Source organism: Microbacterium sp. JB110 (assembly GCF_003335195.1).
Taxonomy (GTDB): domain Bacteria; phylum Actinomycetota; class Actinomycetes; order Actinomycetales; family Microbacteriaceae; genus Microbacterium.
In genome coordinates this window covers 23,089-49,266 of sequence record NZ_QPGM01000003.1, presented here as the reverse complement: position 1 = coordinate 49,266, position 26,178 = coordinate 23,089, and the positions used below count along the sequence as shown (strand labels likewise).

Genomic DNA, 26,178 nt, shown 5'->3' with positions numbered 1-26,178 from the left:
CCGGCCGAGGAACGAGGCCAGTCTATTGGGATCGCGACCCTTCGTCTCGAGTTCTTCCCGCATGCTCACAGCCCGCTCGCTTTCTTCCGCCGCACCAGCGCGATGAGAACGGGGGCGCCGACGAAGGCGGTGACGATACCGATCGGAAGCTCGCTCGGATACATGACGATGCGGCCCAGGATGTCTGAGGCCAGCAGCAGACTTGGAGCCAACAACAGGCTGTATGCGAGAATCCAGCGCTGATCGGGTCCGGTAAACCACCGCGCCACATGAGGCACCATCAGGCCCACGAACCCGATCGGCCCCGCGATCGCGGTCGCCCCACCAGCCAGTAGCGTGATCGCTGCGACGGCGAGGATGCGGGTGCGGACCAGGCGGACGCCCTGCGTGGCGGCCAACTCGTCGCCCAGGGCCATAGCATTCAACGCCCCAGACACGATGAAAGCCAAGAACAGAGCGGTCACGAAGAAGGGCAGGACAGGCCAGATGATGTCCAAATCGCGGCTGACGATCGACCCCGCGCTCCAGGATCGCATCTGATCGAAGGCGGCGGGGTTGGTGAGTTGGAGCCCGTCTCTGGCGCCGCCGAGCACGGCGCTGATGCAGACGCCGGCGAGAACCATGAGGACGGGAGATTGGCCACGCCGGGTCGCGCCGAGCAGGAGCACCATGACGGTTACTACGAGCGCCCCCGCGAACGCGAACCACATGTACCCCTGCATGGTGGATACCCCGAGCAGACCGACAGCGACGGTCACGGCGAAGGAAGAGCCCGCATGCACACCCAGGATGCCGGGATCGGCCAACGGGTTGCGGGTCAGCGCCTGGATCAACGCCCCGCACACACCAAGCGCCATCCCGACCGCCAACCCAATGATCGTGCGCGGAACCCGCAGATCGCGGATGGCGAACTGATCGGCGTTAGGAGACGGATCGAACAGCGCGTCCCAGATCACCGGGAGCGGTATCGCTTTGGAACCGATCATGATGCTGAGCACCGCTAGCACGATCAACGCGACTACCGCGGCGACCAGCCCGGCGACACGACGGCGTCGGTACGAGACCGGGGGCGACGGCTCTTCTGCGAGAACCGTCGCCCCCGGCGCGTCGGTGAGGGTCATCCGGCCTCAGGCAGCGTAGCGAGCGCCTCCTTGAGCGACTCCAGGTTCGGGATGTTGCTCGAATAGCTCACGACGAAGCTGTTGCACTGAACTCCGAGCGCCTGACCGCCCTGCACCTGCGGAAGCGACTGCCAGATGTTAGATTCCAGCACCGGCGCGAATGCGGGCATCACGTTGCCATCGGCGCCGAGGGGATAGATGATCACGTCCGCGTCCGCCACGGTGTCGCTGAGCTGTTCCATGGAAACAAACGCGAAAACGTCCTCTGCGTTCTCGGGGAGGATCTTCAGCCCGGCGTCCTCGAGAGGGCCCGGGCAGTACCCGCCCGGATGCTCCAGAACAAACACTCCGTCCTCAGTACTTGCAAAGCGGTTCAGGACGATGAAGGTCGTGGAATCGAGAAGCCCGGCATACTCGTCCTTGATGTCGGCGGTAAGCGTGTCGTACGCGGCCTCGCTCGCATCGAAGTCGTCGAGTTCGCCAACCGCATCGGCAAGTCTGCCCACCTGGGTCTTCCAGCTATTGACGTTGAGCTCGATGTACACGGTGGGCGCGATCGACTGAAGTCGCTCCTCGTCGTACTGGTCTCCCTCCCACGCGCGGGCGGGATCGAAGACGACAATCAGATCCGGTGTGAGTCCCGCGAGCTGCTCATAGTCAACCTCGTCACCTGTATCGACTGCGGCTTCGTTGATCTGCTTTTCCTCTGAAGAGAGCCACGGAAGCTCGCTCTCTGAGGCTCTTGGCATCCCAACGGGCTCCACGCCGAGGTTCAGGTAGGTACCGGCTGAGCCGAGTGCGACGATCCGCTGCGGGTCGACAGGAATTTCGATGGTGCCGTTGTCAGCCTCAAAGCTGCGCGTCTCGCTCGCGGTGCCTGCGTTATCCGTTGGCGTGTCCTCGGGGCTGCCGCTGCAAGCGGTCAGTGCGAGAGCGGTTCCGACAAGTGCGGCAAGTAGCGCCGTGCCCCGTCTTCTATGTGCAGTGATCATGCGTGTTCCTCTCTTGGTTGGGGTCCTGGGTCCGGTGGGTGGGGCGTCTTGTCGCGGCTCGCCTCGTTCAACGACCGGGGCAGGGTAATTGGCCCTTGCGTTTCATCTCGTCACTCACCGACCGGCGCCCGCACGAGCTCGTGGACGATCGTGCCCCACCCGACTGTGTGTGTCTGGGCGCGAGTCAGACCAGCGCGGGCGATCACATCCGCGAGTTCCGCCTCGGTGCGCAGGCCCGAGCCATGCACGGTGAGGGCGAGCAGGTCGGCCTCGCCGTCGTGCTCGTCGAGGTCGTCAGTGTCGAAGGTCTCCTCGACCAGCAGCACGCGACCGCCGGGGGTAAGGTTCTCCGCTGCGCGGCGCAGCGCGTGTGCGGCATCATCGTCGGGCAGGGCTTTGAACCCGCGGCTGACGAGCACCGCATCCGCTTCCGGGCTGGGATCAAAGACCGTTTGCTCGACCACGCTCACCCGCGCGCGCTGCTGGTCTTCAGGGATAGTATCGGGCAGGTCGCGACGCAACCAGTCGGCCTGGGCGGGCAGTGCGCAGATCGTGATCCGTAGGTCGGGGTGGGCGGCGACGAACTCGCGAGCCTGGGCGCCCGCACCGCCGGAGTGGATTACCAGATGTTCCACACCGTTGTACAGGTCGGACTTCGCGATGGGCTCGGCCAGCGCGGTCTGAAACTTCGCCAGTCGTTCCAGATAGCGGTCCTCGTAGTCCTGCTCGGTCCGAACATCGCCGTAAGACTGACCCGTGACGGAGGCATAGGAGGATTCCCCTGTGCGGATCGACTCCGTCAAGCCGTAGATGCCGAGCATTTCGCGCCCTGCCACCCCGGCCGGATGCAGGGACTCGGCGATGAACTCGAGGGTCAGCACCTCACCCACTGGCGTCAGACCGTAGTGGTTCGGTGTGGTCTCGGTCAGCACATCCAAGGTGTGCAGATAGCGCAGCAGTTTGCCCAGTGCCCGCTCATCAGCACCGGCCTGGGCGGCGAGGTCGGTCACGCTGGTTGTACCGCGGGAAATCAGCTCGGGGACGCCGAGTTCGACGGCGCTGCGGATCGCGATCGGCGCGATCAGCTCAGTCAGATCATGGAGCTTCTCGAACGGGGTTTTCGTCTTCTCGGGGTCGGGCACCGCCGCATCCGCCTCCAGGGCGACGACCTCGCCACGACGCCAATACCCGGTAAACTCGATGTCCTCCTTCGGCACACCCCGGTCCTCGACCAGATGGCGCCGGATATTTCGCACTGCCGTCTGCTCCCCAGCCACCCACGCGAACGGCCTGCCCTCCCACCAGCCGCAGTTCCTGACCGCATCTATCAGCAGCGTAGACGTGCCGGCCTCGGCACCATCGCGCACAAGCCAAGTTACCTCGACACCGGGCAGTTCACGCAGCTCCTGGCGGTGTTCTTCCTCGGCGATCTCAATGAACACCTGCGCCCTCGTGTCCTCGGGCATCTCTTCGAGGAGACGGGCCATCGCGGGGAGCGCCGTGTCGTCTCCGGCAACCAGAAGCCAGTCGGCATCCTCCGGAAACGCACGAGACGAACTCGGGCCGCCGAAGTGGACGCGGTCGCCCACTTGGGCACGGTACGCCCAGGTTGTCGCGGTGCCCACACCGTGCTTGACGAAGTCCACGTCCAGCTCGCGAGCCTCGACGTCCCAGCGACGCACCGTGTAGACCCTCGTGAGTGGACGAGGGTCTCTTGGCATGTCCAGGCCCTTTTCCTTCTGCACCGGCAGCACTGGCTCGGCCTCGCCGGGGTAGCGGAACACTAGCCGGATATCGTCGTCGAACCCGGGAGAGTTGAACGCGGGCTGCGGGAAACCGTTCGCTGAGGTGAACGCACCCAGCTGCTCCCCGGCCAGCGTGATCCGCCGCATCCCCGGCGTCAGATCCACCACCCGAACAATCTCTACCTCCCGCAAGGTCAAGGGGCGCACAGTGATACGGCGTGAAGTCTTCGGCATGCTGAGAACGGTTCCTTCTCATGGCTACGTGGTGCGATACGTGCGCGGCATCAATGCGGGTGATGATGTTGACCGCGAACCAGGACACCACTGCAACGGTGAACAGAAGTTAGCGTAGCATAACCTTATCTAGTCTCCCAGGCGCTTGCTGCCTGTCGTCAAGGCAAGCGTCATCAGCAAGACGCGTATCCGATCTTTGAATCGAGAGTTTGGGGTGGTATCTCCGTGACGAACCTTGATCGTTTAGAGCTGACCGCGAGCCAGCGCGGCGGGTGGGTGGCCCAGAGATTGGTTCCGGGGTCTGCCGCGTTCGGTGTCGGTCAATTGATCTGGCTGAACGGCGCGGTCGATGTAGTCCGGTTCGCAGCTTCTGTCGAAGCCGTCTTCGCGGAGACGGATGCGTTGCGCGTTCGTTTCGACGAGGATGACGGGGTTCCTTTTCAGTACATCGACACGTCGAAGGTTCTTCAGACGAAGATCGCCGACACGGAGCTCGACGACGAACAGGTGCGGGCGGTGGCTCGACAGCAGCTCGTCGAGATGACCTTGGCTTCCCCCGAGCCATCCACCTGTTCGACGCTCCTTCGTCGCTCGGACGGTAATTGGGCGTGGCTGCTTACGTCCAATGTTCTGTTGCTCGATGGCTACAGCATCTCGCTGTTCATCCGCCGTGTGGCCGAGGTTTACGCTGCAACACAGGAAGGTAGTACGGTCCCAGACCGTTGGTTCGGTCGTTTGGAAGAAGTCGCGGACACCACGAATCTGGCGCCTGAACTCGACACAAGTATGGAGCACTGGGGCTCCATACTTGAAATCGACTCCGTTGAACGGGAGGGATCTGCTAGGAGCCTTTCTGAGATCTTCGCGTTTTCTTATCAGCCGAGCCTCGTTCCGATTGGTGACGAGACCTATGCGCAGCTCCAAGGGCTCGCGCGGAGGCTCAAAGTCTCTTGGGCCGATCTCGTGATCGCTTTGTGGGGCGTTTACACCGCTTCCGCTGAACGGCGCGATTACATAGCTGTTCGTGTTCCCATGATGCTACGAGACAACCCCGTGTCGTTGAGGACGCCAAGCGCGGTCTCGCGGGCAATCCCGATTGTCGTGAAAATCAGTCCCTACCGCACCTTTTCAAGAATGGTCGAGGCGGTTGCGGATCAGTTGAAGAACTCGCGGCGTCACATGGCTGTTCAAGATCATCAGATCGCTCGTTTGTGGCCGGGCGGACAAGCGTCGTATCTTGCGGTTCCGACGATTAATATCAGGATCTTCGAGTCGGTGTCGCGTTTCGGTGATGTCGTTGCGATCCCGGAAACGATCAGTCCCGGCCCGGTGGGGTCCGTTGACCTTGCAGTCTATCGCGATCCGGAGTCCGGAATCCGACTCGAGGTATCTGCGGACCCTACGGCCGGCGATTCGCTATTGCACGCTAGACAGTTCGGACGCTTCCTTGACGATGCCGTCAACGGGTCTCCGTATCGAACATTGTACGAGCTGCGAGCCGAGTCGGTGCCACACGATGACCTCCTAGATTCGACATGGTCGGCAGGCGGAGCGCTTGCGATTCCGGAGGTGACACTTGATCGGTTGATACGCGACCGGGTGAGAGAGACTCCGGACGCAGTCGCAGTGATCGCCGACAACGTTGATGCTGCTGGTACGCATGCGGCGAATCCCGTAGTGCTGACGTATAGGGAACTGGACGCGCAGATTAATGCGATCGCACAGTTGCTTGCGGAGAATGGTGTGCGTGTAGGGGATCGAGTCGCACTCGCGTTGTCTCGGTCAGCCGATCAGGTGGTGGGGCTGGCCGGGGTGATTCGTGCGGGGGCCGCCTACGTTCTTATCGATCCGGGCTATCCCGCCGAGCGAGTCCGGCACATTCTTCAGGACGCTGCACCGACTGCGGTGGTCACTGACCAGCGCACCGCGGACACGCACGCTGACTTGCTGATCGAAGACCTCGTTCACACGTTGCTGATCGATAACGAGCAGATTCAACAGTCCCTCGACACTGGCGTGAGCGAACCGCCAAGGCTCGAACCTTCCGTTGTCCCGGCTGATACAGCGTGCGTGGTTTTTACGTCGGGGACAACGGGGCGTCCGAAGGGTGTTGCCATTTCCCATCGAGCGCTAGTGAACCGGCTGACCTGGGGCATCCAGCGACTGGGCTTGGATGAGACGAGCGTGGTGCTTTCCAAGAGCGGTGTCGGGTTCGTCGACGCGTCCACCGAGCTGCTTGGCCCGCTCGTCGCTGGCGGGACGGTGCGTATTCTCCCAGATCCCGTCGCGAAAGTCCCGCTGGCGTTGCGGGCGGCGATCCGTAAGCATCACGCCACGCACCTGTTGACCGTCCCCACGCTCGGTGAGGCGTTGGCAGATCGGAACGTTCACGACGATCTGACGTCTCTGCGTCATTGGGTGTGTTCCGGGGAACGATTGACGCCTGCGGTGCGGGACAAGCTGCGGGCCGCGGCTCCGGCGGCGGCGTTGCACGATTTCTATGGATCCACCGAGGTCACCGGCGACGCGACCGCGGCAGAGGTGAGCAAAGGCTCGATGTCGATCGGGGGTCCGGTTCCGAACACCACCGCCTACGTGCTGGACTCCTGGTTGCGTCCGGTAGCACAAGGTACGGTCGGTGAGCTCTATGTCGGCGGGGTCCAACTGGCCCAGGGATACATCGGCCAGACCGGCCTGACGGCGGAGCGGTTCGTCGCGAACCCGTTCACCGACGCCGGACATCGGTTGTATCGCACAGGCGACCTGGTGAGGTGGAACCAGGACGGTCAACTCGAGTACCTCGGGCGCGGTGACGATCAGATCAACATCCGCGGGTTCCGGATCGAGCCTGATGAAGTTCGCGCCGTCCTCGAACAGCACGAGTTGGTGTCTAGCGCTGTGGTAGTGGCGTTGGATCATCCCGCGGGAGGAAAGTACCTGGCCGCTTATGCCACCCTCACCGGTGAGGCACCACGGGATGACTCTGTGCTCGGCGCGGTGCTGCGGGAACATGCCCGGCGCGTGTTGCCGGAGTACATGGTTCCTGCTGCCGTGACGATGTTGGACACGTTCCCGTTGACCGCGAACGGGAAACTTGACCGGCACGCGCTGCCTGCACCTGCTCTCGGTGCCGCGACAGCGGCTGGGCGTGCGCCCGAGACTGACACCGAGCTCACGCTGGCGCGCGTGTTCGCGGATGTTCTCCACCTGGGTGATGATGTCACGCTTTCTACCGACGACAATTTCTTCCAGCTCGGTGGACATTCGTTGTTGGCGACAAGGGTGGTCGCGCGTGCGAATGGGGCGCTCGCTTCGGCGTTGACTCTGAGGGATGTGTTCGATCGTCCCACGATCGCTGGTCTTGCGACAGTCGTCGATGCTTCTCGTGAGGGTCGGGCTGACCCGGCGTGGGCCCCGCGGGTGGGTGACCTTGCGCGGCCGGGTGTGTTGCCAGTGTCTTATGGCCAGCAGTCGTTGTGGTTGATCGAACAGCTCGGTGGCCCAGGTTCTCGGTATGTGGTGCCGGTTGTGCGGCGTTTGTCCGGCGAATTGGACGAGCAGGCAATATGCCTGGCGGTGCGAGATGTCGTATCCCGGCATGAGGCATTGCGGACGTTGATCGTGGAAGAGGAGGGTGACCTGCGGCAGGTGATCGTGCCCGCCGACGCAGCTGCAACGACCCTGCCGCTCATTGTGGAGGACCTGACCGGCGCAGGCGAGGCCGTAGTGGATGCGCACGTCGCGGAGCACGTGGAGCGCGGGTTCGACCTCGCAGCTGACATCCCAATCCGAACGGCTCTGCTACGCACCGCCGCAAGAGAGTGGATTCTGGTGCTGGCGTTGCATCACCACGCGATCGATGAGTGGTCGTTCCCCTCACTGCTGGGAGACCTCTCCGCCGCCTACCGTGCCCGCGTCGCGGGCAAGGAACCGGAGTGGCTGCCGTTGCCGGTGCAGTACGCGGACTACGCGCTCTGGCAACGGGAAGTTCTCGGCGACCCCGCCGACCCCGACTCCGAGCTCAGCGGGCACCTGCAGTATTGGCGGGAAGCACTTGCGAATGCTCCGACCGAGTCCACGATCAGCTTGGATCGGGCTCGGCCTGCCGAGCCCACCCATCGGGGTGAGGATGTCTCCTTCACCATAGACCTGGACACGACGACGGGCTTGCGGAAGGTCACGGAAGAGTTGGGTGTGACCACGTTCGTGATCGCCCAAGCGGCGACCGCCCTTGCTGTGTCCGCGCTCAGCGATACTGACGACGTGGTAGTCGGCTCCCCGGTGGGCGGGCGCACCGGAGACGGTGTCGAGGACGTCGTGGGGTACTTCGTCAACACCCTCCCCATCCGCCACCGTCTCCACCCCGCCGACACACTCGCCGATGTGCTCCGGCACACCCAGGAGACGGTGCTGGACGGTTTCGCGCACCAGGCTGCGCCGTTCGAGCAGATCGCGAGCACGATCGGGGTGGAGCGGTCCGCGAACCGCAACCCAGTCTTCCAAGTCATGCTCACCCACCGGGTAGGTAGTGAAGATGCCGGGCCTATGCTCCCTGGTATTGAGTCGGGTCGGTTCCCGGTGTCGCTAGGGGCAGCTAAGACCGACATCGAGCTTGTTATCAAGGAGACTTTGGACGGAATGGCCGGGTCCGTTACTTATGCTTCTGATCTGTTCGACTTGTCCACGATCAACAGATTCATTATTGGATTCCAGAGAATTCTCGAGGTTATTGCAACTCGGGCGGATTCTCGGGTTTCGGATCTGGTTCTGCTTCCGACGGAGGACCGTGACCGGGTCGCCGCTTGGTCCACCGGTGCGGTTCTCAACTTGCCCGCGGTGACTCTCGATTCGTTGCTGGGCGAGCAGGTCAGGTTGACTCCACGTGGCGTTGCGGTGGTCACCGATGATGGTGCCGAGTTGTCTTACGAGCAGCTCGATGCGCGGGTCAATGCCCTGGCTCACCTGCTGGTCACGCGTGGTGTGAATGTGGGGGGCCTGGTGGGTGTCCTCCTACCTCGTTCAGCGGATCTGATTGTCGCTCTTGTCGCAATTCTCCGCGCTGGAGGGGCGTATGTTCCGATTGATCCGGAGTACCCGGATGAGCGGCTATCGAACATCCTCGAAGACGCTATTCCTTCTGTAGTCCTCACTGACACCGCAACGGCGAAGACACACGAACAGGCATTGTCCGGAGTAGTGCGGGTTCTCCTCGACGACACCTCGGCCATTGAGATCCTGGACCAGGGTCGTTTGGATGCGCCGGTGCTGTCCCGCCCGGTGACGGTCGCCGATGGGATGGTGGTGATCTTCACGTCGGGGACCACGGGCCGCCCAAAGGGCACGGTGTTGACGCACGGGGCGGTGGCGAACCGGTTGGTTTCGGATCGTGAATTGTATGGTCTTGGCTCTCACGATCGGGTGTTGTTTAAGTCCCCCGTGACGTTCGACTGGTCGATGCAGGAGATGTTCTTGCCGTTGTTGGCGGGCGCGACAGTGGTGGTCGCTGCCGATGGTGGTCATCGTGATCCGGAGTACTTGGCAAAGGTGATCGGTCGGCAGAGCGTGACGTTTGCGAATTTCGTACCGTCGATGTTGCAGGCGTTTATGGAGGCTGGTCCAGATCCTATTGCGCTTGCTTCGCTGCGGCGGCTGCATCTCTCTGGTGAGGGGTTACCCTCCTCGATGGCATTGGCCGCCGACGAATTGTTCTCCGAGGTCGTGTTGGAGAATATCTATGGCCCATCGGAGACTGCTATCACGGTGATGTCGGGGCGAATTGACCATGACCGGCTGACTGCTGGCGAGTTCGCGGGATTGATGCCAGTTGGACTCCCGCAGCACAACACCCAAGTACATGTGTTGGATTCGTGCTTGCGCCAGGTGCCGGTGGGCGTCGTGGGCGAGTTGTATGTGGGTGGACCGCAACTGGGACGTGGGTACGCGGGCCGGCCGGGTTTGACTGCGGATCGGTTCGTCGCTGACCCGTTCAGCACCACCGGGGCGCGCTTGTATCGGTCGGGGGATCTCGTCCGGTGGAACGCTCGTGGTGAGTTGGAGATTCTGGGTCGGTCTGATGATCAGGTGAAGATTCGTGGTTTGCGGATCGAGCCCGACGAGATCCGCAGCGTGCTCGAGACCCATCCAGCTGTATCTGGTGCGAGGGCGGTCGCGTTAGATCACCCGGCGGGTGGGAAGTTCCTCGCCGCCTACGTCACTCTCGCTGACGGGGCAACTGCGAGCTACGACTCCTCCTTCACCCAGACGCTGCGGGCGTACGCCAATGCGAGCCTGCCGGAATACATGGTTCCCACCACCGTCACCGTGCTTGACCAGTTTCCGGTCACTACGAACGGGAAGCTCGACAGGCGCGCGCTCCCCACCCCCGACCTCAGTGCTGCCACCTCGGATGGGCGTGCGCCCGAGAGCGGTACCGAGGTCACGCTGGCGAGCGTGATCGCCGACGTACTCCACCTCGACGCCGAAGTGACCCTGTCGGTGGATGATGACTTCTTCCGCCTCGGCGGCGACAGCATCCTCTCGATCCAGGTGGTGCGCAGAGCCCGACGACAAGGGATAACGCTCAGAGTCCAAGACGTGTTCAACCAGCGCACCGTAGGAGCGCTGGCCGCGCTTGTCGATGCGACCCTGGAACCAGCCACACCCGCCCCGGCCGTGAGCCTTCCAACGTCTCCGACACTGTCTGCGCAACGGAAGTCGGGAGACGAGCCCAATGCATGGGTGCTGACCGAGAAGGTTACGCTTCCCCTGGGTACAGCACCCGCGCGGGTGCGGCGGTCATTCCTCGACCTCATCGACACCGTCGATTCCTTGCGCCTGCGCGTGAATCCGACGAACAGTCGGCTGTGGCTACAGGAGGTGCTGGCCCCCGGCGCTGCCGATCCGACTGAGCAGTGGGTCGATGCACCCGGTGGGCTAGCGATGCCGGAGCTGCGACAACTCGCCATCGAACGACTTGACGTGCTCGCGGGGTTGCCGATCGCCGCGGCCGCATCCGAGTCCGAGTCCGGGGACGCTCTACACGTGGTCATCGCTGTACATGCCGCTGCGGCCGATCGTCGCTCGCTGCACGAGCTGGTCGATGCTCTGTTCTCCGACGGGTCCCTGCCGCGGTTCGACAGCGTGGTGGCACTCCTGGAGGCCCTCGACGCCGCCGGTGCCGCGCTGGATTCCGCGACCAGCGACGCCTGGCTCACGTGCCTCGACATCGCCGCCGACGAGGGCGCGTTCGACGCCGACGGCTTCGCGGAGTTCGAGCTCGATGGCGACCTCACCATGTCCACGGTGAGGGATGCAGCGGCACAGGCGGCCGCTGCGATCACCGCTCCTGCAGCGACCTCGCATCCCGCTGTCGCTATGGAGGTCGATCTGCGCAACGCCGGCTCTCCGGGCGATCCCGGCACACAAGTCCTCGGTGCGCTGACGGCAAGCTACCCGCTGGCGTATGGCGGATCCCTTGCCGACGGGCACGATCCTGTCGAGTTCCCGCTGCTGCGGTACCACAACCGCGCGGGTCGCCGCACGCTGCGAAGAGCCGCAGACCCAGCGGTGCTCGTGACACGGCAGTACGGCGATCTGTCTGATCCGAGAGCTCGTGAGGGAGTGGAGCGGGTTCACCGCGTAGTGGTGCGCTACTACCTCGCCGACGATGCCGGACGCGTCACCGTGCTCGGCCTCGGAGCCGATGCTGCAACGGCCTTCGAGCGACGAGTGCGGGAGGAGATAGCGGTCCCCTTCCCTGATGCCGCGAATGAGCAGCCACTTGCGGAAGCTGCCAGCACAGGCGGGCGTGCTCCACACTACTCTCGCGGGCAAGCGGGGCCGCGGGCGGTGATCTCAGATGTTACGTGATAAGACCTGGTCGAGGCAGCCCGGCACGATGCGGGGTCGTGTCCCAGGCCGTCGATGCGGTTGTCGCCATCGACGGGCACGTCACTTGGACACGTAGGTCAGTAACTCGGGCTCGTCGGCAAGCAGGTAGGACATGATGATGAACCAGATCGCCGGGGTTCGCGAGGTGCGCGGCCCGCGCCGCTCACGTCACCGTTGATGCAGATGTGCCCAGTACCGACCAGGCGGGTGATCACGTGGGTCTCGATGCGCGCCGTGGGTGATGTCGACGACCAGCACCCCGCCCTGGGCCAAGCCCGCGGCGCGGACGAGGTCTTCGTCGATGGTGATGGAGCCGACGTAGTCCAGGATCGCCACCCCTTTCATCCCAGAGTTCATACCGCTGCGCGGGGACATCCTCGGATCGTCTCTGCCAGACGCCGAGCCCCGTGCGGCACAGTTCGTCGGAGTTCCGTCTCGGCCTTGCCCGACGCTGTTGCGCCGGCAGCAAATTCTGGCGAGCCTTCCTCCGTCGTATGCCGCTTTCGGTTCGATAGGTAACACTCTGATTTGGCTGCTGGCGGAGGGTGGTGTCGTCGTGGTTAAACGGTGGCGATCAGTGCGTCCTCGCCGCTGTATGGCCGCAGACCGTCGGTCCGGTCCGTGAAGTAGCGATCGGCCAGGTCGGCCGCCGAGACATGCTCGACAGCACCGAAGCCTGCCTGCTGTGCCAGGTCGACGATCTGATCCGGCGTGTAGAAACCGATGAATGGCGTGCCGGCCCGACGAGCTCCCTCCCTGGAGGCTCGCCGAATCACGACGTCTTCGGCGGCGAGATCTTCGAGGGGGCGGAAGAATGTGACGATCAGGGTGGAGCCAGGCGGCAGACTCGCCAACCGCTCAAGTGTGGCCGTCGTGGCCTGTTGGGTTAGATACATGGTGACCCCCAACCAGGACACCACCGCGGGACGAGAGGCATCGAATCCCGCGGCCTGCAAACGATCCCACCAGTTGTCATTCGCTTCGAAATCAACCGGGACCAGACGCAACCACTCCGGAATCCCATAGCCGAGCTCGATCAGCCGGCTTCGCTTCCATGCCTGCGTCTCCGGCTGGTCGATCTCGAAGATCGTCATGGTCGACCCCGCATCGGGATGACGTTGAGCGTACGTATCCAAGCCTGCGCCCAGGATCACATACTGATCCACACCACGGCTTGCGGCCTGCTCCACGAGGTCCTCGGTCAAGCGCGCCCGCCCGACGATCGTGCCTCGCTTTCCTCGGCTCTTGTCGGGGAGCATGTCTGCGCGGTCGCGCCATCCGTCATCGTCCTGCGCCAGCCGGGCACCAACCGTGTCGTCAATGACGTGCGGCGGCTGGTCAGCCTGTGCGTGCAGGGCACGCCACAATGCGGTCCGCACTGCTGTATTGTCCGGCGTGCCAGCGAAGTTACCCGTCATGAGCCATTCCTTCCCCCACTGCGCCGTTCAGCGCATCCACAGAGCAGATGACGCACCAAGAACCGGCGAGCCGGTGTCAGATACCGTCGGGTCACGGGGCGACTTCGCCACCGTCTTGCAGGGTCTCCAAGACCTCGATCCACTCGCCCAGCTTCGAGTTCTCAGCGAGGGTGATGAAGTCGATCCGTTCCACTCCCGCGCTGCGCCACCGCTCCACCAGATCCATGAGACGCACCGAATCCATCCCCTGGTCGCGCAGGCTCACCTCGTAGTCAACCGCTGCAGGATCGAGATATAAGACGTCGGCGACGTCGGCGATTACTTGCTCGGTGCTCAGTCTCATCAGGACTCCTCATCCAGTGACGTGTGTTCTTCGAAGAACGGCTTCGACTCCGGTCCTCGAGCAGCCCTTAGCGGTGGCCGTTGGCCGCGGTCCCTTGGCCTCGCGTATTAGGTAAGGCTAAGGTCATTATAGGGTCGTCCGTCGCACAACTGAAGGAGGAGCTGATGGCTTCGAACAATGTCCTCCGCTCCGCGACCGTCTTCGGGATGGTCGCATTGCTGCTCGCCGGGTGTGCCGGCGCGAACGACGACGACTCGTCGAGCGAACTCGTCCAGATCACCGTGGCGGACAACCCTGCCGCACAGAACGCGCCGCTGTATCTGGGCATCGAAGACGGGATCTTCGAGGAGCACGGGCTCGACGTCGAAGTCGTTCACCAGAGCGATATCGCGGCGATCATCTCCGGAACCGCCAGCGGACAGTACGACTTCGGTTCGGCCACGGCCGTCCATGTCATCAATGCCAATCTCAACGACATCGAGATCCGGGCGGTCTCCACCGTCAACGGCCGAACACAGCCGGACGAAGGCCCGGAGGCGGGCAACACCCTCCTTGCAGGTCGCGATAGCGGCATCGCATCCACGGCGGACCTCGCGGGCAAGACCGTCGCCGTTCTCGGCCTGGCCTCGCTCAACACGTTCACGCTCTTCGAACTGGCCGACCGTGCGGGTGTCGATCCGTCATCCATCACGCTCGTTCAGATTCCGTTCGGGCAGATGCCGGCCGCTCTCGCATCCGGCGACGTCGACGCCGCGGTGATCCAGTCCCCGTTCACGGCCGAAGCCATGGCCGACGGATCGACCCTCATCGCGAAGCCGAACGCAGAGGTCTTCCCGGACATGGCGATCCTGTTCTTCAACACCACGCAGATCTACATCGACAGCAACCCGGAAGTCGTGGAAGCCTTCTCCGACGCGATGCTCGAGGCTCAAGCGGCTGCCGCGGCAAATGTCGAGAGAGCACAGCAGACGCTGGTCACTTACCTCGATCTCACCGAAGAAGCCGCACGGGAGACCGCGTGGACGACCGAAGGGGACAAGCGTGTCGAGTTGGAGGGGCTGGCACTCGCGCAAGAGCTCCTGACGAGATACAACGATCAGAAGCGGACCCTCGACGTCGCCACGCTCGTGTGGCCCGGCGCGCTGGAGACAGACTGACGTCGAATGAGGCCCCTCCCACGTTGGCTGCTTCCCGCCGGGTGCGTCGCCCTCACCCTGGCGATATGGCAGGCACTCACCGCCACGGGGGTCCTCTCCCGGCGCGAGTTCCCCACGGCGACCGATACGCTTGCCACGCTCGGGGAGATCGCCCTCACCCCGCACTACTGGTCATCGGTCTTTGCCACCCTGCAGGCCTGGTTGTGGGGCATGGTGATCGCCAGCGCACTCGCGATCATCATCGGCTGCATCCTCGCACTCAATGACTTCGCCGCGCACTCGGTGGCGGGCGTCATCGAGATCTTCAAAGCGATTCCTGCGATCGCAGTTCTCCCGCTCGTCATCCTCGTGCTCGGCTCCACCCTTCAAATGAAGGTCTTCCTCATCGTGTTCGCCGCGTTCTGGCCTCTGGTGATCCAGGTGATCTACGGGGTGCGTTCCGTCGATCCGGTGGCGCTGGACACCGCAAGGTCCCTCGGCGTGCGCAGGATGCTTCGCTTCGCGGTCGTGACTCTGCCGGGTGCTTCGCCGTTCATCGCCACCGGGCTGAGGATCGCCGCGGCTACGGCGCTGATCCTCTCCATCGTCTCCGAACTCGTCGGCGGGGCCGACGGCATCGGGCGGAATATCCTGCAAGCGCAGAACGGCGGGTCCCTCTCCTACCCGACGATGTACGCCTACATCATCACCGCGGGGTTGCTCGGCCTCGTGGTGACCGGGGCATTTACACTGCTGGAGAGACGACTGCTGAGCTGGCACGAATCGATCCGCGCCGCCCACGCGGTATCGGGAGCCGACGCATGAACGCCACTCCGCTTCGGCAGGCGCCATCGGACACGGCGGCGGAACGCTCGCGTCGCGGCGGGCGGCCGAGCTTCGGCGCTCTCGTGCGGTCAGCCCTGGTGGCGACGTGGCTGCCGATCGTGCTCGTGGCTGCCTGGTGGGTATTGTCCGCCGGGAGCACCAACCCGTTCTTTCCTCCCCTGTCGCGCATCCTCGAAACCTGGTGGGGGAACTGGGTGACCGGCGACGCCACCGGTCAGATCTTCTCCAGCCTGCGCCATCTCGCTCTCGGCTTCGTTCTGGGCTCCGCGATCGGGATTGTCACGGCGACGCTTCTCTGGCGCCTCCCCCTCCTCCGGTATGCCACCAGCCCGATCGTCTACTTCCTCTACGTGATTCCCGGGCCGGCCCTGTTGCCGGCGATGATCGCCGTCTTCGGGATCGGCGAGGCGCGACAGGTGGCGCTGATCGCGTTCGGAGCCATCTGGCCGACCCTGCTGAACACGCTCGACGGCATGCGCGGGCTCAGTGCGATCACCTTCGACGTGGCCCGCGGCATGCGTCTCGGAGGCGCGCGGACCTTGTTCTCCGTCGTGCTTCCTGGAGCGGCACCGCAGATGGTTGCGGGGCTGCGCGCCAGCCTGCAGGTGTCGATCATCCTCATGGTCGTCAGCGAGATGGTCGCCGCGAATCAGGGCATCGGCTATGCGATCCTGCAGGCACAGGCGGCATTCGCCATCACGACCATGTGGGGCGGGATCCTGACCCTGGCCATTCTCGGGACGATCCTCAATCTCGTCTTCGTGCTCTGCGAACGATGGCTGCTGAGCTGGCACCGACGGTCCCGCACACAGGCGGCCTGACCGATGCCGGACTGGAGGCACCATGAGCTCTGAACCCACCTCGCCCGCATCGGACCGCGGCATCATCGCCGCTGATCGACTCCGGCGGGTGTACAACGATGGCACCGCGCAGGCGCGCACCGCAATCGAAGACATCAGCTTCACCGTGCGCAAGGGCGAGCTCGTGTGCATTGTCGGGCCGTCCGGTGCGGGCAAGACGACGTTGCTGCGTGCCCTTTCCGGGCTCGCGCAACCGACATCCGGCACGGTGAAGTTCGAGGGTAGGTCGCTGACATCGGTGCCCTCGCGATTCGGGCTCGTGTTCCAGGACTACGGCAGGTCCTTGTACCCCTGGTTCACGAACGGGAAGAACGTGGCGCTCCCGCTGCTGGCGCGCCGCGTGCCGAGAGTTGAGCGGAAGCGGCGCGTGAGTGAAGTTCTCGCGAGCGTGGGGCTGGGGCACGTCGAGAAGCAGTACCCCTGGGAGCTGTCGGGAGGAATGCAGCAGCGCGTGGCCATCGCCCGCGCCTTGTCCTACCGCCCGGACGTACTGTTCATGGATGAGCCGTTCGCCTCGGTCGACGCGCAGACCCGATACGGGTTGGAGGATCTGGTTCTCGCCGTGCGCCGCGATCTGGGCATCACGGTCGTCATCGTCACGCATGACATCGACGAGGCGGTCTACCTCTCCGATCGGGTCGTCGTGCTCACCGATTCGCCCGCGCGGGTGAAGGAGATCGTCGATGTGCCGCTTGGCGAACGGCGTGAGCAGATCGGCACCCGCTCCAGCCCCGAGTTCATGCACTTGCGCAGGCACATCCTCGACCTCGTCATGCCGCGTGCGATCCCATAGCTGTTCCCTGCCTTTGTCGTATGCCGGTCCGCAACTCGCGGGAGTGAGGTCGGGTCTCAGGTGATGGCGGCCGCATCGTGCAGGCTGTCGAAGAGGGCGGCTCGGCGCATGTATGCGCGTGCGGTGTCAAGGTTGTCGGCGGTACGGCGCAGCTGGTCGAAGTTCTTTCGGCGTACCTCGGGGTCGCGTTCCTCCAACAGTCGCTTGTTGGCGATCGTCTGGGCCTGGATGTAGTTGACCGCGGCGTGACGGCGCTGACGACTGTAGAGGTCGAGCAGGTCATCGCCGGCGTCACCGTGGATCACCTGGGCGAGCTTGTCCGCGAGGTTGATGGCATCATGGATGCCGCCGTTCATGCCCATGCCGCCGATCGGGTTGTTGACGTGCGCGCTGTCGCCGGCGAGCAAGATGCGACCCTTGTGGAATGTGGTGGCCACGCGCTGATTGACGCTATAGACATTCACGTATTCGACGGGGTATGGGCCTGTCTTGGGGAAGAACTTCTGCAGCCGCTCTTCGACGCGCTCAGGCGACAGCGCGGTGGCGTCATCCTCGCCCTGGCCGATCGGCAGGATCAGCCGCCAGAGCCCCTCGGGGGTCTCCCCGGGGACCTTGAACAGGTTGGCCCACTCGTCCGGGTCGGAGAAGTAGTTGCGCACCGACAGGTTCGACCTGACAGTCTTGACGTCGAAGCTGGTCGCGATCTTGATGAACCGCTCCGGATAGGTGAACCCTTCGAACTCGATGCCGACGAGCTTTCGGACCGTCGAACGACCACCGTCGCAACCGATGACATAGGCCGCCGTCATGCGCTCCGTGCCCGCGGATGTGGTGTACTCCACCTTGACGCCGTTCGTGGCCACGGTGAGGCCGGTGAGGGTGTGGGAGAACCGCACGTCGAAGTCGGATTCGTTCGCGTATTCCTCGGCAATGGAGGCGGTCAGCTTGTACTGCTCGTACTGCAGCACATACGGAAACGGGATCTCGTCCTTGAGCCAGGCGAGATCGAACTCCGCCACCAGCTCGCCGGTCGGCCGGTCGTGGAAGCGATAGATGCTCGAGGCCAGGCTGTGCGGGGTGATCTTCTCGACGATGCCCAGCTCGTCGAGCATCTCCAGAGTGCTCGGATGGATGGTCGCTGCGCGCTGATCCTTCACCGGCGCGGGCTCGGACTCGAACACAGTCACCGGGATGCCGCGCCGGTGCAGCGCCAACGCGCACACCATCCCCACCGGGCCGGCGCCGATGACGACGACACGGGCGCTCTCCTGCGACGATGCCATGGCTCAGGCAAGCGATCCGGCGCGTCGCCCGATCACCATTCCCGCAGTGAGGCCGGCACCTGTCGGATAGTTTCCGCTGAACATGCCCCCGAGCGCTTCACCGCACACGAACAGTCCGGGTATGGCCGCTCCGGATCGGTCGAGTACCCGGCCGTCGACGTCACCGCGCAGGCCGCCGAAGGTGAAACTGATTCCGCAGGTCACCGGATACGCGTAGTAGGGGGGCGTCTGGATCGCCGATGCCCAGTTGCTCTTGACGGGCTCCACCGACGCGCTGCGGCCGTCCTTGATCGTCGGATCCAGTGGATGGCTGGTGTCGATCGATGAGTTGAATCCGCGAACCGTCCGCACGAACCCGCCGACATCGACGTCCATGGCCGAGGCGAGCTCTTCGACGCTGTCGGCGACGATCGGGATGATCCCGGGCATCTCGTACTCGTACGCATTGAGCATCGATCGCGAGCTCGCATCGAAGACCTGAAACGCCACCGAACCCGGCTGCTCGAGGATCATCGAGCCGTACTTCGCGTACGTATAGTTACGAAAGTCCGCGCCTTCGTCGAGGAATCGTTGACCGCGGCGATTGACGACGATGCCCAGCGGATACCCGTACCGGTTGAGCCGGTTGGTCAGAGCACGGTTGCCTTCGTTCTCGGGATATGACGCGTCCCACGGGACGCTGTGACAGGTCACCCAGTCGCCTCCACGATCTGCGCCGATCTCCAAGGCCGCACCGATCAGGTCGCCGGTGTTGTAGGGCGTGCCGCGCACCTTCGCGTGCTGCCACCCGTCTCCCAGGTAGCGCTGACGCCACGGTGCATTGGCCTCGAAACCGCCGCTGGCGATCACGACCGACTCCGCCGCAACCTTCTGCTCACCCGCACGCACGCCAACGACCGCACCGCCGTCGGTTATCAGCCCTGTGACCGGGCAACCGTGGTGCACCTCGACGCCGAGTCGTAATGCGACGCGTTCATGGTCCGAGATCAGCCCCGGACCGCCGTCGACGTTGCGCACATGCGTGCCTCCCCAGAACACGATGGTCCCGTCGGGGCGCTTGTGAGCCTGCCGGTCGTACATCAGCTCGAATCGCAGCCCCAGCTCGTGCAGCCAGCGGACCGTGTCGTGCGACCCTTTGACGACGGTGTCGGAGAGTTCTTTATCGCCGCGCCCTCCGGTGGTCCGTTCCAGATCGGTCAGGAACTCTGCCGTCGAGTACGGCGGAACTTCGGTGCGCGCGTGGCGCTCATCGGGTTCGAGGATCTCAAGCAGATCCCCGAGCCCGTCGTGCACGATCCGGGTCGCGCCCAGCGTGTAATAGCTGTTCCCGCCGGCATGCTCTCGCGGCGCCTTCTCCAGCAGCACCACGCGTCGTCCGCGCTCGGCTGCGGCGTGAGCTGCGCAGTAGCCGGCGTTCCCCCCGCCCACCACGACAACGTCCGCGTTCTGCATGCGTGCCTAGTTCTGCTCGCGCTGCAGGCGCTTGCTGACCTTGCCGACCGCGGTGTACGGGAACTCGTCGACGACTTCCACGAAATCGGGCAGCTTGAACGTCGCCAGCCCCCGCTCCCGCAGGAACGGGCGCAGCTTGGCCAGGGTGAGCTCGGTGGCGTGCTCGGGCGACCGGGGAATCAGATATGCCTTGATACGCTCGCCGAGCGCCTCGTCGTCGACACCGATCACGGAGGCATTGTGGATGCCATCGTGGGCGAGGAACGCGTTCTCCAGCTCTTCGGGCGCGATCTTGTCGCCGCCGCGGTTGATCTGGTCCTTCGACCGGCCGACGACCCGGATGAACCCCCGTTCGTCTCGCTCGACGATGTCGCCCGTGCGGTAGAAGCCGTCGGCGGTGAACGCCAGGGCGTTCTGTTCGGGGTTGCGATAGTAGCCGCGGATCACCGACGGTCCCCGCGTCAGCAGATGACCGGGCTCACCGGGCGGCACATCTTCTCCCTCGTCGTCGATGACCTGGATCTCGTCAGCCTCTGAGGCGGGACGGCCTTGGTAGCGCACGCTGGTGGCCCGATCGACGTCGGCGGGGTTGCTGACGACCAGGCCCTCCCCCATCCCGAAGCTCTGAGACAGTTGCACGCCGAACTCCGGCTCGACCCTTCGCGCCACCTCTTCGCTCAGTTTCGCGCCCCCGCACATGATCACCTCCAGGCTGGAGAGGTCATAGGTGCGCAGCGAGGAGTTCAGCCAGGCCAGCAGGATCGGAGGCACCAGCGTCACGCGGTTCGCCCGGTGCCTCTCGATCAGCGGGAACGCCGCGTCGGGGCTGCCGTTGGGCGCGATCACGACGGTGGCGCCCACGCTGAATGCGCCGAGAAAGCCGGGGGAACGCGTGGACATGCTGTGGCAGATCGGCATGACCAGCAGGTGCACCGTCCGCTCGGTGATGCCCCGCTCCGCCACGCTTCTGCGCAGCGCATAGCCGTAGGTGTGATGCGTGTGCGGCATCAGCTTCGGAATGCCCGTCGTTCCGCCGGAGATCTGCAACAGAGCGACATCCTGGGGATTGCACCGTCGTGCGTGCACGAGCGACCCCTTCGACAGCAACGCATCGTACTCAGCACCGCCGCCAGCGGGATCGAGCACCAGGGTGTGCTCCAGGTGCGGCCACCGGTCCTTCAGGTCGGCGGCCATCGCGGCAAGATCCGTGCCGGCGTCCGAGGCGACGGTGATGTACGCGCGCGCCGAGGCGATGTCGATGAAATGCTCGATCTCGGCACGACGGTGTGCGATGGGAGCGACCACCGGAACCACTCCGAGCTCCCACAACGCGAAAACGAACACGATGTACTCGTAGGTGTTCGGGAGATGCACCACCACCCGCTCGCCGCGACGCAGTCCCCGTTCCTTCAGGCCGGCCGCGAGGCGCAGGATCTCGTCCGTGAGTTGCGCGTAGGTCAACTGTGTATCGCGATCGATGACCGCGAGCTTGTCCGGGTAGCGCCGCGCGGTGGCGAAGAGCAGCTCAGGAAGGGTCTGATCGTGCCAGTATCCCTTTGCGAGGTATTCGGCGACCGTGTCCGGCGGATACGGTACGACCCCGTCCAGGGTCAGCGGTTGGATGGCCACGGAAACACCTTCCTCGAGTCAGCGCCGCGCGAGGCGTTCCGGCCGTCCTTGGGCATTGATCTATGCCTGCTCCAGGCCCAGCACGGCTTCGAGCCCGACCGTCACGCCGGGGAGGTTCGGGACTTCGCGTATCGCGGTGAGCACTCCGGCCATGAGCGACTCGCGCGTCACGGAATCGTAACGCAGGGTGAGAAGTTCGCCCTCAGACCCGAACAGCACCTGCTGTGATGACATGAACCCGCGCACACGGACCGCGTGGACGTTGATTCCCTCGATCTTCCCGCCGCGCGTTCCATGCGGATCGCTCGAGGTGGCATCGGGCGAGGGAGCACAACCCGCTTCGGAGCGAGCGCGAGCGATCACTTCGGCCGTGTGCTGCGCCGTGCCCGATGGCGCGTCGACCTTGCCGGGATGGTGCATCTCGATGATCTCCACAGACTCGAAGAGCGCGGCGGCCTTCGCCGCGAACCGGGCCAGGAGCACCGCACCCACCGAGAAGTTCGGAACGACGAAGACGTTGACGCCGTCGCGTTGGTCGACGGCGGCGCGGATCTTCTGGACGGCATCCTCATCGAAGCCGGAAGTGCCCACGACGACGTGAAGTCCCTGCTCGATGCACCACTGGACTTGCTCGTGTGCAACCCCCGGGGGAGAGAACACGAGGACGACATCGGCGTTCTTGTCGACAACGTCCTGCAGGTCATCGTGGACGTCGATCTCGGCTACCACGCTCAGATCCGAGCTGGCCTCGATCGCGCGGACCGATGCTCCACCCATGCGACCACGGGCTCCCACCACAGCGACTTGGCTCATGTGGTTAGGCTAAACTAAGTTTTGCTGCGGGCGCAAGGGGATCTTCAAGAACTCGTACAGTCGCAACCGGCTATTTCCGCACAACCATCACCGCGCTCCAGCGAGGTGAACGGCCGAAGGAGGAAGGGTGCCTGTGCCTCACGTCTTCGCCGTCGCTGCTGAGCCTGTTCACCAGAGTCTGGGGGTCGTAATGCCAAGGGACGACTCGTGCGATAAGCACGCAGAGCCTACGCGGTCGAGGCCGCTGAGGAAGACGTCGCTGATCCTCGCCGCCGCAAGAATGGAGGTCACGACCCGTAGCACAGAGGGCACGCTCCTGTGGGCGCACACCGGTCCTGCGTATGTCGATGTCGGCGATGCGCGGCTCAGAGCCAACGAAGGACAGGGGCTGTGGATACCGCCTGACACCCAGTGCACGGTTTCCACCCCTCGCGACAGCCTCGCCATCCCGCTGCCCGTGTTCACCGACGAATCGTCGTGTTCACTTCCCGACATCATGACCGTCGCCGTTACTGAAGAGGTACGAGCGGGCTTGCTATGGCATTTCACACGACTCCACGGGCGTCTACAAGGATCGTTACCCCGCTCTGGCGACCTGCTCGCTCTCGCCTGCGGGGCGCACGATGACCCCTACGGCGGAGGAGCCTCCCCGGCAGATCTCGCAACCCCATCTCAACAGATCACCGAGTGGGTCAGTGCGTCCGCCGAAGGTAGACGGCATGCCGCGGAACTTCCCGCCTCTGATACTCCACCGAGCACCGTTCGCGCTCGCACAGGGACATCTACTGTCCTGGCGTGGGTCTACCGCGGTTCTGCGCGGGTCAGCATCAAGGGTCGTGAGCACGTGTTGCAAAGTGGGGACGCGATCGTGTTGCGCGCTCACATCCCGCATCACATCGACGCGGAGGCAGGAACCATTCTGCTGCCTGTCGTTGCGCGCGCAGGCGCGGGATTGTTCGGGTTCGACGGCGTCCAGGTTGCTCGCGTCCCCTCGGAGCGTGAACTGCCGCTCCTGCACACCGTCATTTCCACGCATACACCATTACGTCCCGAGGGGTTCCAACCGTTCTCGGAACCGCCGCGGTGGCTGCGGGAGACGATCGGGGCACAGGACACGCCACCCGTGCCGGGCTAGGTTGCTCCCCTCTTCAGTCGCGGTCGCCACGCAGGGATGAGGTGAGCTGCGCGCCAGGTTGTCACAGTTCCCGGGAGGAGATCTGGTCGTTGGACCCCGGGACCGGCTGGGCGGGGTCGTTGCCGAGGGCGACCAGACGGTTGTCAGCGTCGACGTGCACGATCCGCGGCTCGTGGGTGAGCAGCTCCTGTTCGTCTGCCAGCAGGTAGGACATGATGATGACCAGATCGCCCGGGTTCACCAGGTGCGCGGCGGCACCGTTGATGCAGATGTGGCCCGCGCCGGCAAGCCCAGTGATCACGTAGGTCTCGATGCGGGCGCCATTGGTGATGTCGACGACCTGCACTTTCTCACCCTCGACGAGTCCTGCGGCGCGCACGAGGTCTTCGTCGATCGTGATCGACCCGACGTAGTGCAGGTCAGCCTGGGTTATGGTCGCGCGATGGATCTTGCTTCCCAGGACGGTGCGTAGCATCCGATTCTCCTTCCGACGCGATCAGCCGCTGGTGGCTGAGGCGTTCTGGTCCTCGCTGTCGGAGGTGTTCTTGCCCGCTTCGTGCTCGGCGATGAAGTCCCGCAACGACTTGGGGCGCAGGTCGGTCCAGTTCTTGTCGATCCAGTCGAGAACTTCCTGACGGGGTTTCCCGTCGGGCTCCCCGTACACAATCGTCCAGCCACCGGGCACGGGCTTGAAGGTGGGCCAAAGCGAGTGCTGTTCTTCGTGGTTGATGAGGGCGTAGAAGGCGCCTTCGTCGTCATCGAATGGGTTCTTGGCCATTGTCATCTCCTTCGGTCTGTTCGGTCGCGGCTGTCACTGGTTGCTGCCCGTGTGAAGCGGCTGGGTGTGGAGGGCGGCGCCCAGTATCTCGCCGGCGCGGATCGACAGGTTGGACAGCAGCGACGAGCTGATCCCGTGGCTGTGCTGGACACCGCCGTTCAGGAAGATGCGGCCGTCCAGTCCTGGGATGCGCAGACTGTAATCGCGTGCCACGACAGGTTCATCGCCGTCGAACCCGGTGGTTTCGTCGATCCCTTCACCCATCAGGTCGCGCAGGTCGGCCGCAGCGAACCCGGTGGCGAACACCACCGCATCCACGTCCAGGGGCACCGTGCCTCGATCTCCGAGGTCCCGTAACGTGACGGCGACTCCGTCCGGCTCTTCTCGAAGGTTTGCGACGTCGGTGGTCCGATGAACGAAGAGTCTCCTCGTACCGCGGAGGTTTTCGTCGTACTCGCGCTGGTACAGGTCGTGGATGAGTTCCGCGTCGACAGCAGAGTAGTTCGTCGACCGATGCGTCCGGAGCAGGTGTTCTTTGAGGTCGGCCGGCGCTGTATAGAACTCGTCGACAGCGCTCGGGTCGAAGATGCGGTTGGCGTAAGGGGTGTCATCGGACGGGGAGAACCCGAACCGGCGGATCGATGCATGAACTTCGGCGTCGGGAAACGTGTCGTGCAGGTATGCGGTGACCTCCGCGGCGCTCTGCCCCGCGCCGACGACCAGAAAGCGGCCGTGCGTCCGGGCCGGAAGCTGCTCGAGTTCGATCAGGAGTCGGTGGTTGTGGAACACTCGCGGTCCCGGCAGGACACCGTCGGGCAAGACGGGCCGAAGTCCCGTTGCCAGGACGACGGTCTCGGTGCGGATCTGTCGTACTTCGCCGTGCTGATCGAGCACGGAGACAACGAAGTCCCCGTCGTCCCGGTCGATACGGAAGGCTTTGGTGCCGTAGCTCACGGGAGTGGAGACGCGCTCGGCAGCCCAGCTCAGGTACTCGTGGAACTCCCGCCTGGTGGGGAAGAAGGTCCTCAGGTTGATGAAGTCCGTCAGCCGTCCCCGCTCGTGCAGGAAGTTCAGGAACGTGTAGGAGCTCGTGGGAGCGCGCAGAGAGACGAGATCCTTGAGGAAACTGATCTGCATCGTCGCGCCTGGTAGCAGCATCCCGTCATGCCAGCCGAACTGCGGTTGCGCCTCGATGAAGTGGGCGCTCACCCGCTCGGCGGCTGGAACAGTGGCGTTGTGTTCTTCGATGGTGATCGCGAGGCTGAGATTTGCCGGTCCGAATCCGATGCCGAGAATGTCGACCTTGTCTGATGTGGACCGTGGCACGAGGGGGTCAGCAACGGCCGCGCGTTTCGGCGTCTCGATCGTCGACATTCGTGCTCCCTCGTCGTCTGCCCCGTGGGATCTTCCAGCGCTCACTTCACCGACAGTACCAGTCGAGCTTAGGTAAGGCTAAGGAACTTTTGCAGAATGATCCGAATGTCGACTGCGGAGGTGGAGCGCACTGTCGTGAGGATCAGGGTCGCGGAATGTGGTAAGGCTTGGCTAAGCTTACCCATCGGGACCCTTCGCTCACCCCGCATGGCCCCTCCTACCCGATGATGTGTTGGCAGCGCGACGACCTGTCGCAGTACGCCCACTCTCATTGGCGTGCGATCAAAGGACTGGAAACCTGATGGACACGACGACTCTCCCGGCCTCCCCCGACCT

General features: G+C 64.1%; 19 protein-coding genes. 6 read left to right on the top strand and 13 right to left on the bottom strand.

The window, feature by feature from the left end; all coding sequences use genetic code 11:
- Positions 1–65 precede the first annotated feature (65 nt).
- The 3 genes from CIK77_RS06555 to CIK77_RS06545 form a co-directional block, all read right to left on the bottom strand.
- Entirely contained in the window at positions 66–1,121 is a 1,056-nt protein-coding gene (locus CIK77_RS06555) for a FecCD family ABC transporter permease (protein WP_170934273.1), read from the bottom strand.
- Positions 1,118–2,113 carry an ABC transporter substrate-binding protein gene (locus CIK77_RS06550; protein ID WP_087056680.1) on the bottom strand — a complete coding sequence of 332 codons (996 nt, stop codon included), beginning with the start codon at positions 2,111–2,113 and terminating at the stop codon, positions 1,118–1,120. Before CIK77_RS06550 ends, CIK77_RS06555 begins: the two co-directional genes overlap by 4 nt.
- Before the next feature lie 110 nt (positions 2,114–2,223).
- A complete protein-coding gene (locus CIK77_RS06545; RefSeq protein ID WP_249268752.1) occupies positions 2,224–4,026 on the bottom strand; it encodes a siderophore-interacting protein in 1,803 nt (600 codons plus the stop codon).
- Between the two features lie 291 nt (positions 4,027–4,317).
- On the opposite strand from CIK77_RS06545, the gene CIK77_RS06540 reads away from it, so the two are divergent.
- On the top strand, positions 4,318–11,961 hold the full coding sequence (locus CIK77_RS06540) for a non-ribosomal peptide synthetase (RefSeq protein ID WP_087056682.1): 7,644 nt from the start codon (positions 4,318–4,320) through the stop codon (positions 11,959–11,961).
- 189 nt (positions 11,962–12,150) lie between these two features.
- Here CIK77_RS06540 and CIK77_RS17885 read toward each other — a convergent pair whose 3' ends face one another.
- The 3 genes from CIK77_RS17885 to CIK77_RS06525 all read right to left on the bottom strand — a co-directional run bounded on the left by CIK77_RS17885 (position 12,151) and on the right by CIK77_RS06525 (position 13,743).
- Positions 12,151–12,327, bottom strand: a complete 177-nt coding sequence (locus CIK77_RS17885; RefSeq protein ID WP_212647540.1) for an aspartate 1-decarboxylase — start codon at positions 12,325–12,327, stop codon at positions 12,151–12,153.
- Between the two features lie 215 nt (positions 12,328–12,542).
- Positions 12,543–13,400: a class I SAM-dependent methyltransferase gene (locus CIK77_RS06530; RefSeq protein ID WP_087056683.1), complete on the bottom strand. Its 858-nt coding sequence runs from the start codon at positions 13,398–13,400 to the stop codon at positions 12,543–12,545.
- Positions 13,401–13,491: 91 nt separating this feature from the next.
- Complete coding sequence (locus tag CIK77_RS06525; protein ID WP_087056684.1) at positions 13,492–13,743, bottom strand: phosphopantetheine-binding protein; 252 nt, start codon at positions 13,741–13,743, stop codon at positions 13,492–13,494.
- A 164-nt stretch (positions 13,744–13,907) separates the two neighbouring features.
- Here CIK77_RS06525 and CIK77_RS06520 point away from each other — a divergent pair, with 164 nt between their 5' ends.
- Genes CIK77_RS06520 through CIK77_RS06505 form a run of 4 tightly spaced genes read left to right on the top strand, consistent with a single transcriptional unit; the run spans position 13,908 to position 17,378 of the window.
- Positions 13,908–14,900 carry an ABC transporter substrate-binding protein gene (locus CIK77_RS06520; RefSeq protein WP_087056685.1) on the top strand — a complete coding sequence of 331 codons (993 nt, stop codon included), beginning with the start codon at positions 13,908–13,910 and terminating at the stop codon, positions 14,898–14,900.
- Between the two features lie 6 nt (positions 14,901–14,906).
- Entirely contained in the window at positions 14,907–15,704 is a 798-nt protein-coding gene (locus tag CIK77_RS06515; RefSeq protein WP_087056686.1) for an ABC transporter permease, read from the top strand.
- Positions 15,701–16,546: an ABC transporter permease gene (locus CIK77_RS06510; protein ID WP_087056687.1), complete on the top strand. Its 846-nt coding sequence runs from the start codon at positions 15,701–15,703 to the stop codon at positions 16,544–16,546. The genes CIK77_RS06515 and CIK77_RS06510 overlap by 4 nt, the downstream gene beginning before the upstream one ends.
- Positions 16,547–16,568: 22 nt before the next feature.
- Complete coding sequence (locus tag CIK77_RS06505) at positions 16,569–17,378, top strand: ABC transporter ATP-binding protein (protein ID WP_087056688.1); 810 nt, start codon at positions 16,569–16,571, stop codon at positions 17,376–17,378.
- Between the two features lie 56 nt (positions 17,379–17,434).
- On the opposite strand, the gene CIK77_RS06500 is transcribed toward CIK77_RS06505, so the two are convergent.
- The 4 genes from CIK77_RS06500 to dapB are packed head-to-tail and all read right to left on the bottom strand — an operon-like array spanning position 17,435 to position 22,555.
- Positions 17,435–18,661, bottom strand: coding sequence for an FAD-dependent oxidoreductase (locus CIK77_RS06500; RefSeq protein ID WP_087056689.1), 1,227 nt, complete (start codon positions 18,659–18,661; stop codon positions 17,435–17,437).
- 3 nt (positions 18,662–18,664) lie between these two features.
- On the bottom strand, positions 18,665–20,113 hold the full coding sequence (gene tcuA / locus CIK77_RS06495; RefSeq protein WP_087056690.1) for an FAD-dependent tricarballylate dehydrogenase TcuA: 1,449 nt from the start codon (positions 20,111–20,113) through the stop codon (positions 18,665–18,667).
- A gap of 6 nt (positions 20,114–20,119) precedes the next feature.
- On the bottom strand, positions 20,120–21,742 hold the full coding sequence (locus CIK77_RS06490; RefSeq protein WP_087056691.1) for a (2,3-dihydroxybenzoyl)adenylate synthase: 1,623 nt from the start codon (positions 21,740–21,742) through the stop codon (positions 20,120–20,122).
- Between the two features lie 60 nt (positions 21,743–21,802).
- Positions 21,803–22,555: a 4-hydroxy-tetrahydrodipicolinate reductase gene (gene dapB, locus CIK77_RS06485; protein ID WP_087056692.1), complete on the bottom strand. Its 753-nt coding sequence runs from the start codon at positions 22,553–22,555 to the stop codon at positions 21,803–21,805.
- A 190-nt stretch (positions 22,556–22,745) separates the two neighbouring features.
- Between dapB and CIK77_RS18325 the strand changes: the two genes are divergently transcribed.
- Entirely contained in the window at positions 22,746–23,690 is a 945-nt protein-coding gene (locus CIK77_RS18325; protein ID WP_442923140.1) for an AraC family ligand binding domain-containing protein, read from the top strand.
- Between the two features lie 61 nt (positions 23,691–23,751).
- Here CIK77_RS18325 and panD read toward each other — a convergent pair whose 3' ends face one another.
- Genes panD through CIK77_RS06465 form a run of 3 tightly spaced genes read right to left on the bottom strand, consistent with a single transcriptional unit; the run spans position 23,752 to position 25,842 of the window.
- Positions 23,752–24,165 (bottom strand): aspartate 1-decarboxylase, encoded by a 414-nt coding sequence (gene panD / locus CIK77_RS06475; protein WP_087056694.1) that lies wholly within the window; start codon positions 24,163–24,165, stop codon positions 23,752–23,754.
- 21 nt (positions 24,166–24,186) lie between these two features.
- Positions 24,187–24,468 carry an MbtH family protein gene (locus CIK77_RS06470; RefSeq protein WP_087056695.1) on the bottom strand — a complete coding sequence of 94 codons (282 nt, stop codon included), beginning with the start codon at positions 24,466–24,468 and terminating at the stop codon, positions 24,187–24,189.
- Positions 24,469–24,501: 33 nt separating this feature from the next.
- Entirely contained in the window at positions 24,502–25,842 is a 1,341-nt protein-coding gene (locus tag CIK77_RS06465) for a lysine N(6)-hydroxylase/L-ornithine N(5)-oxygenase family protein (RefSeq protein ID WP_087056696.1), read from the bottom strand.
- Between the last annotated feature and the right edge of the window lie 336 nt (positions 25,843–26,178).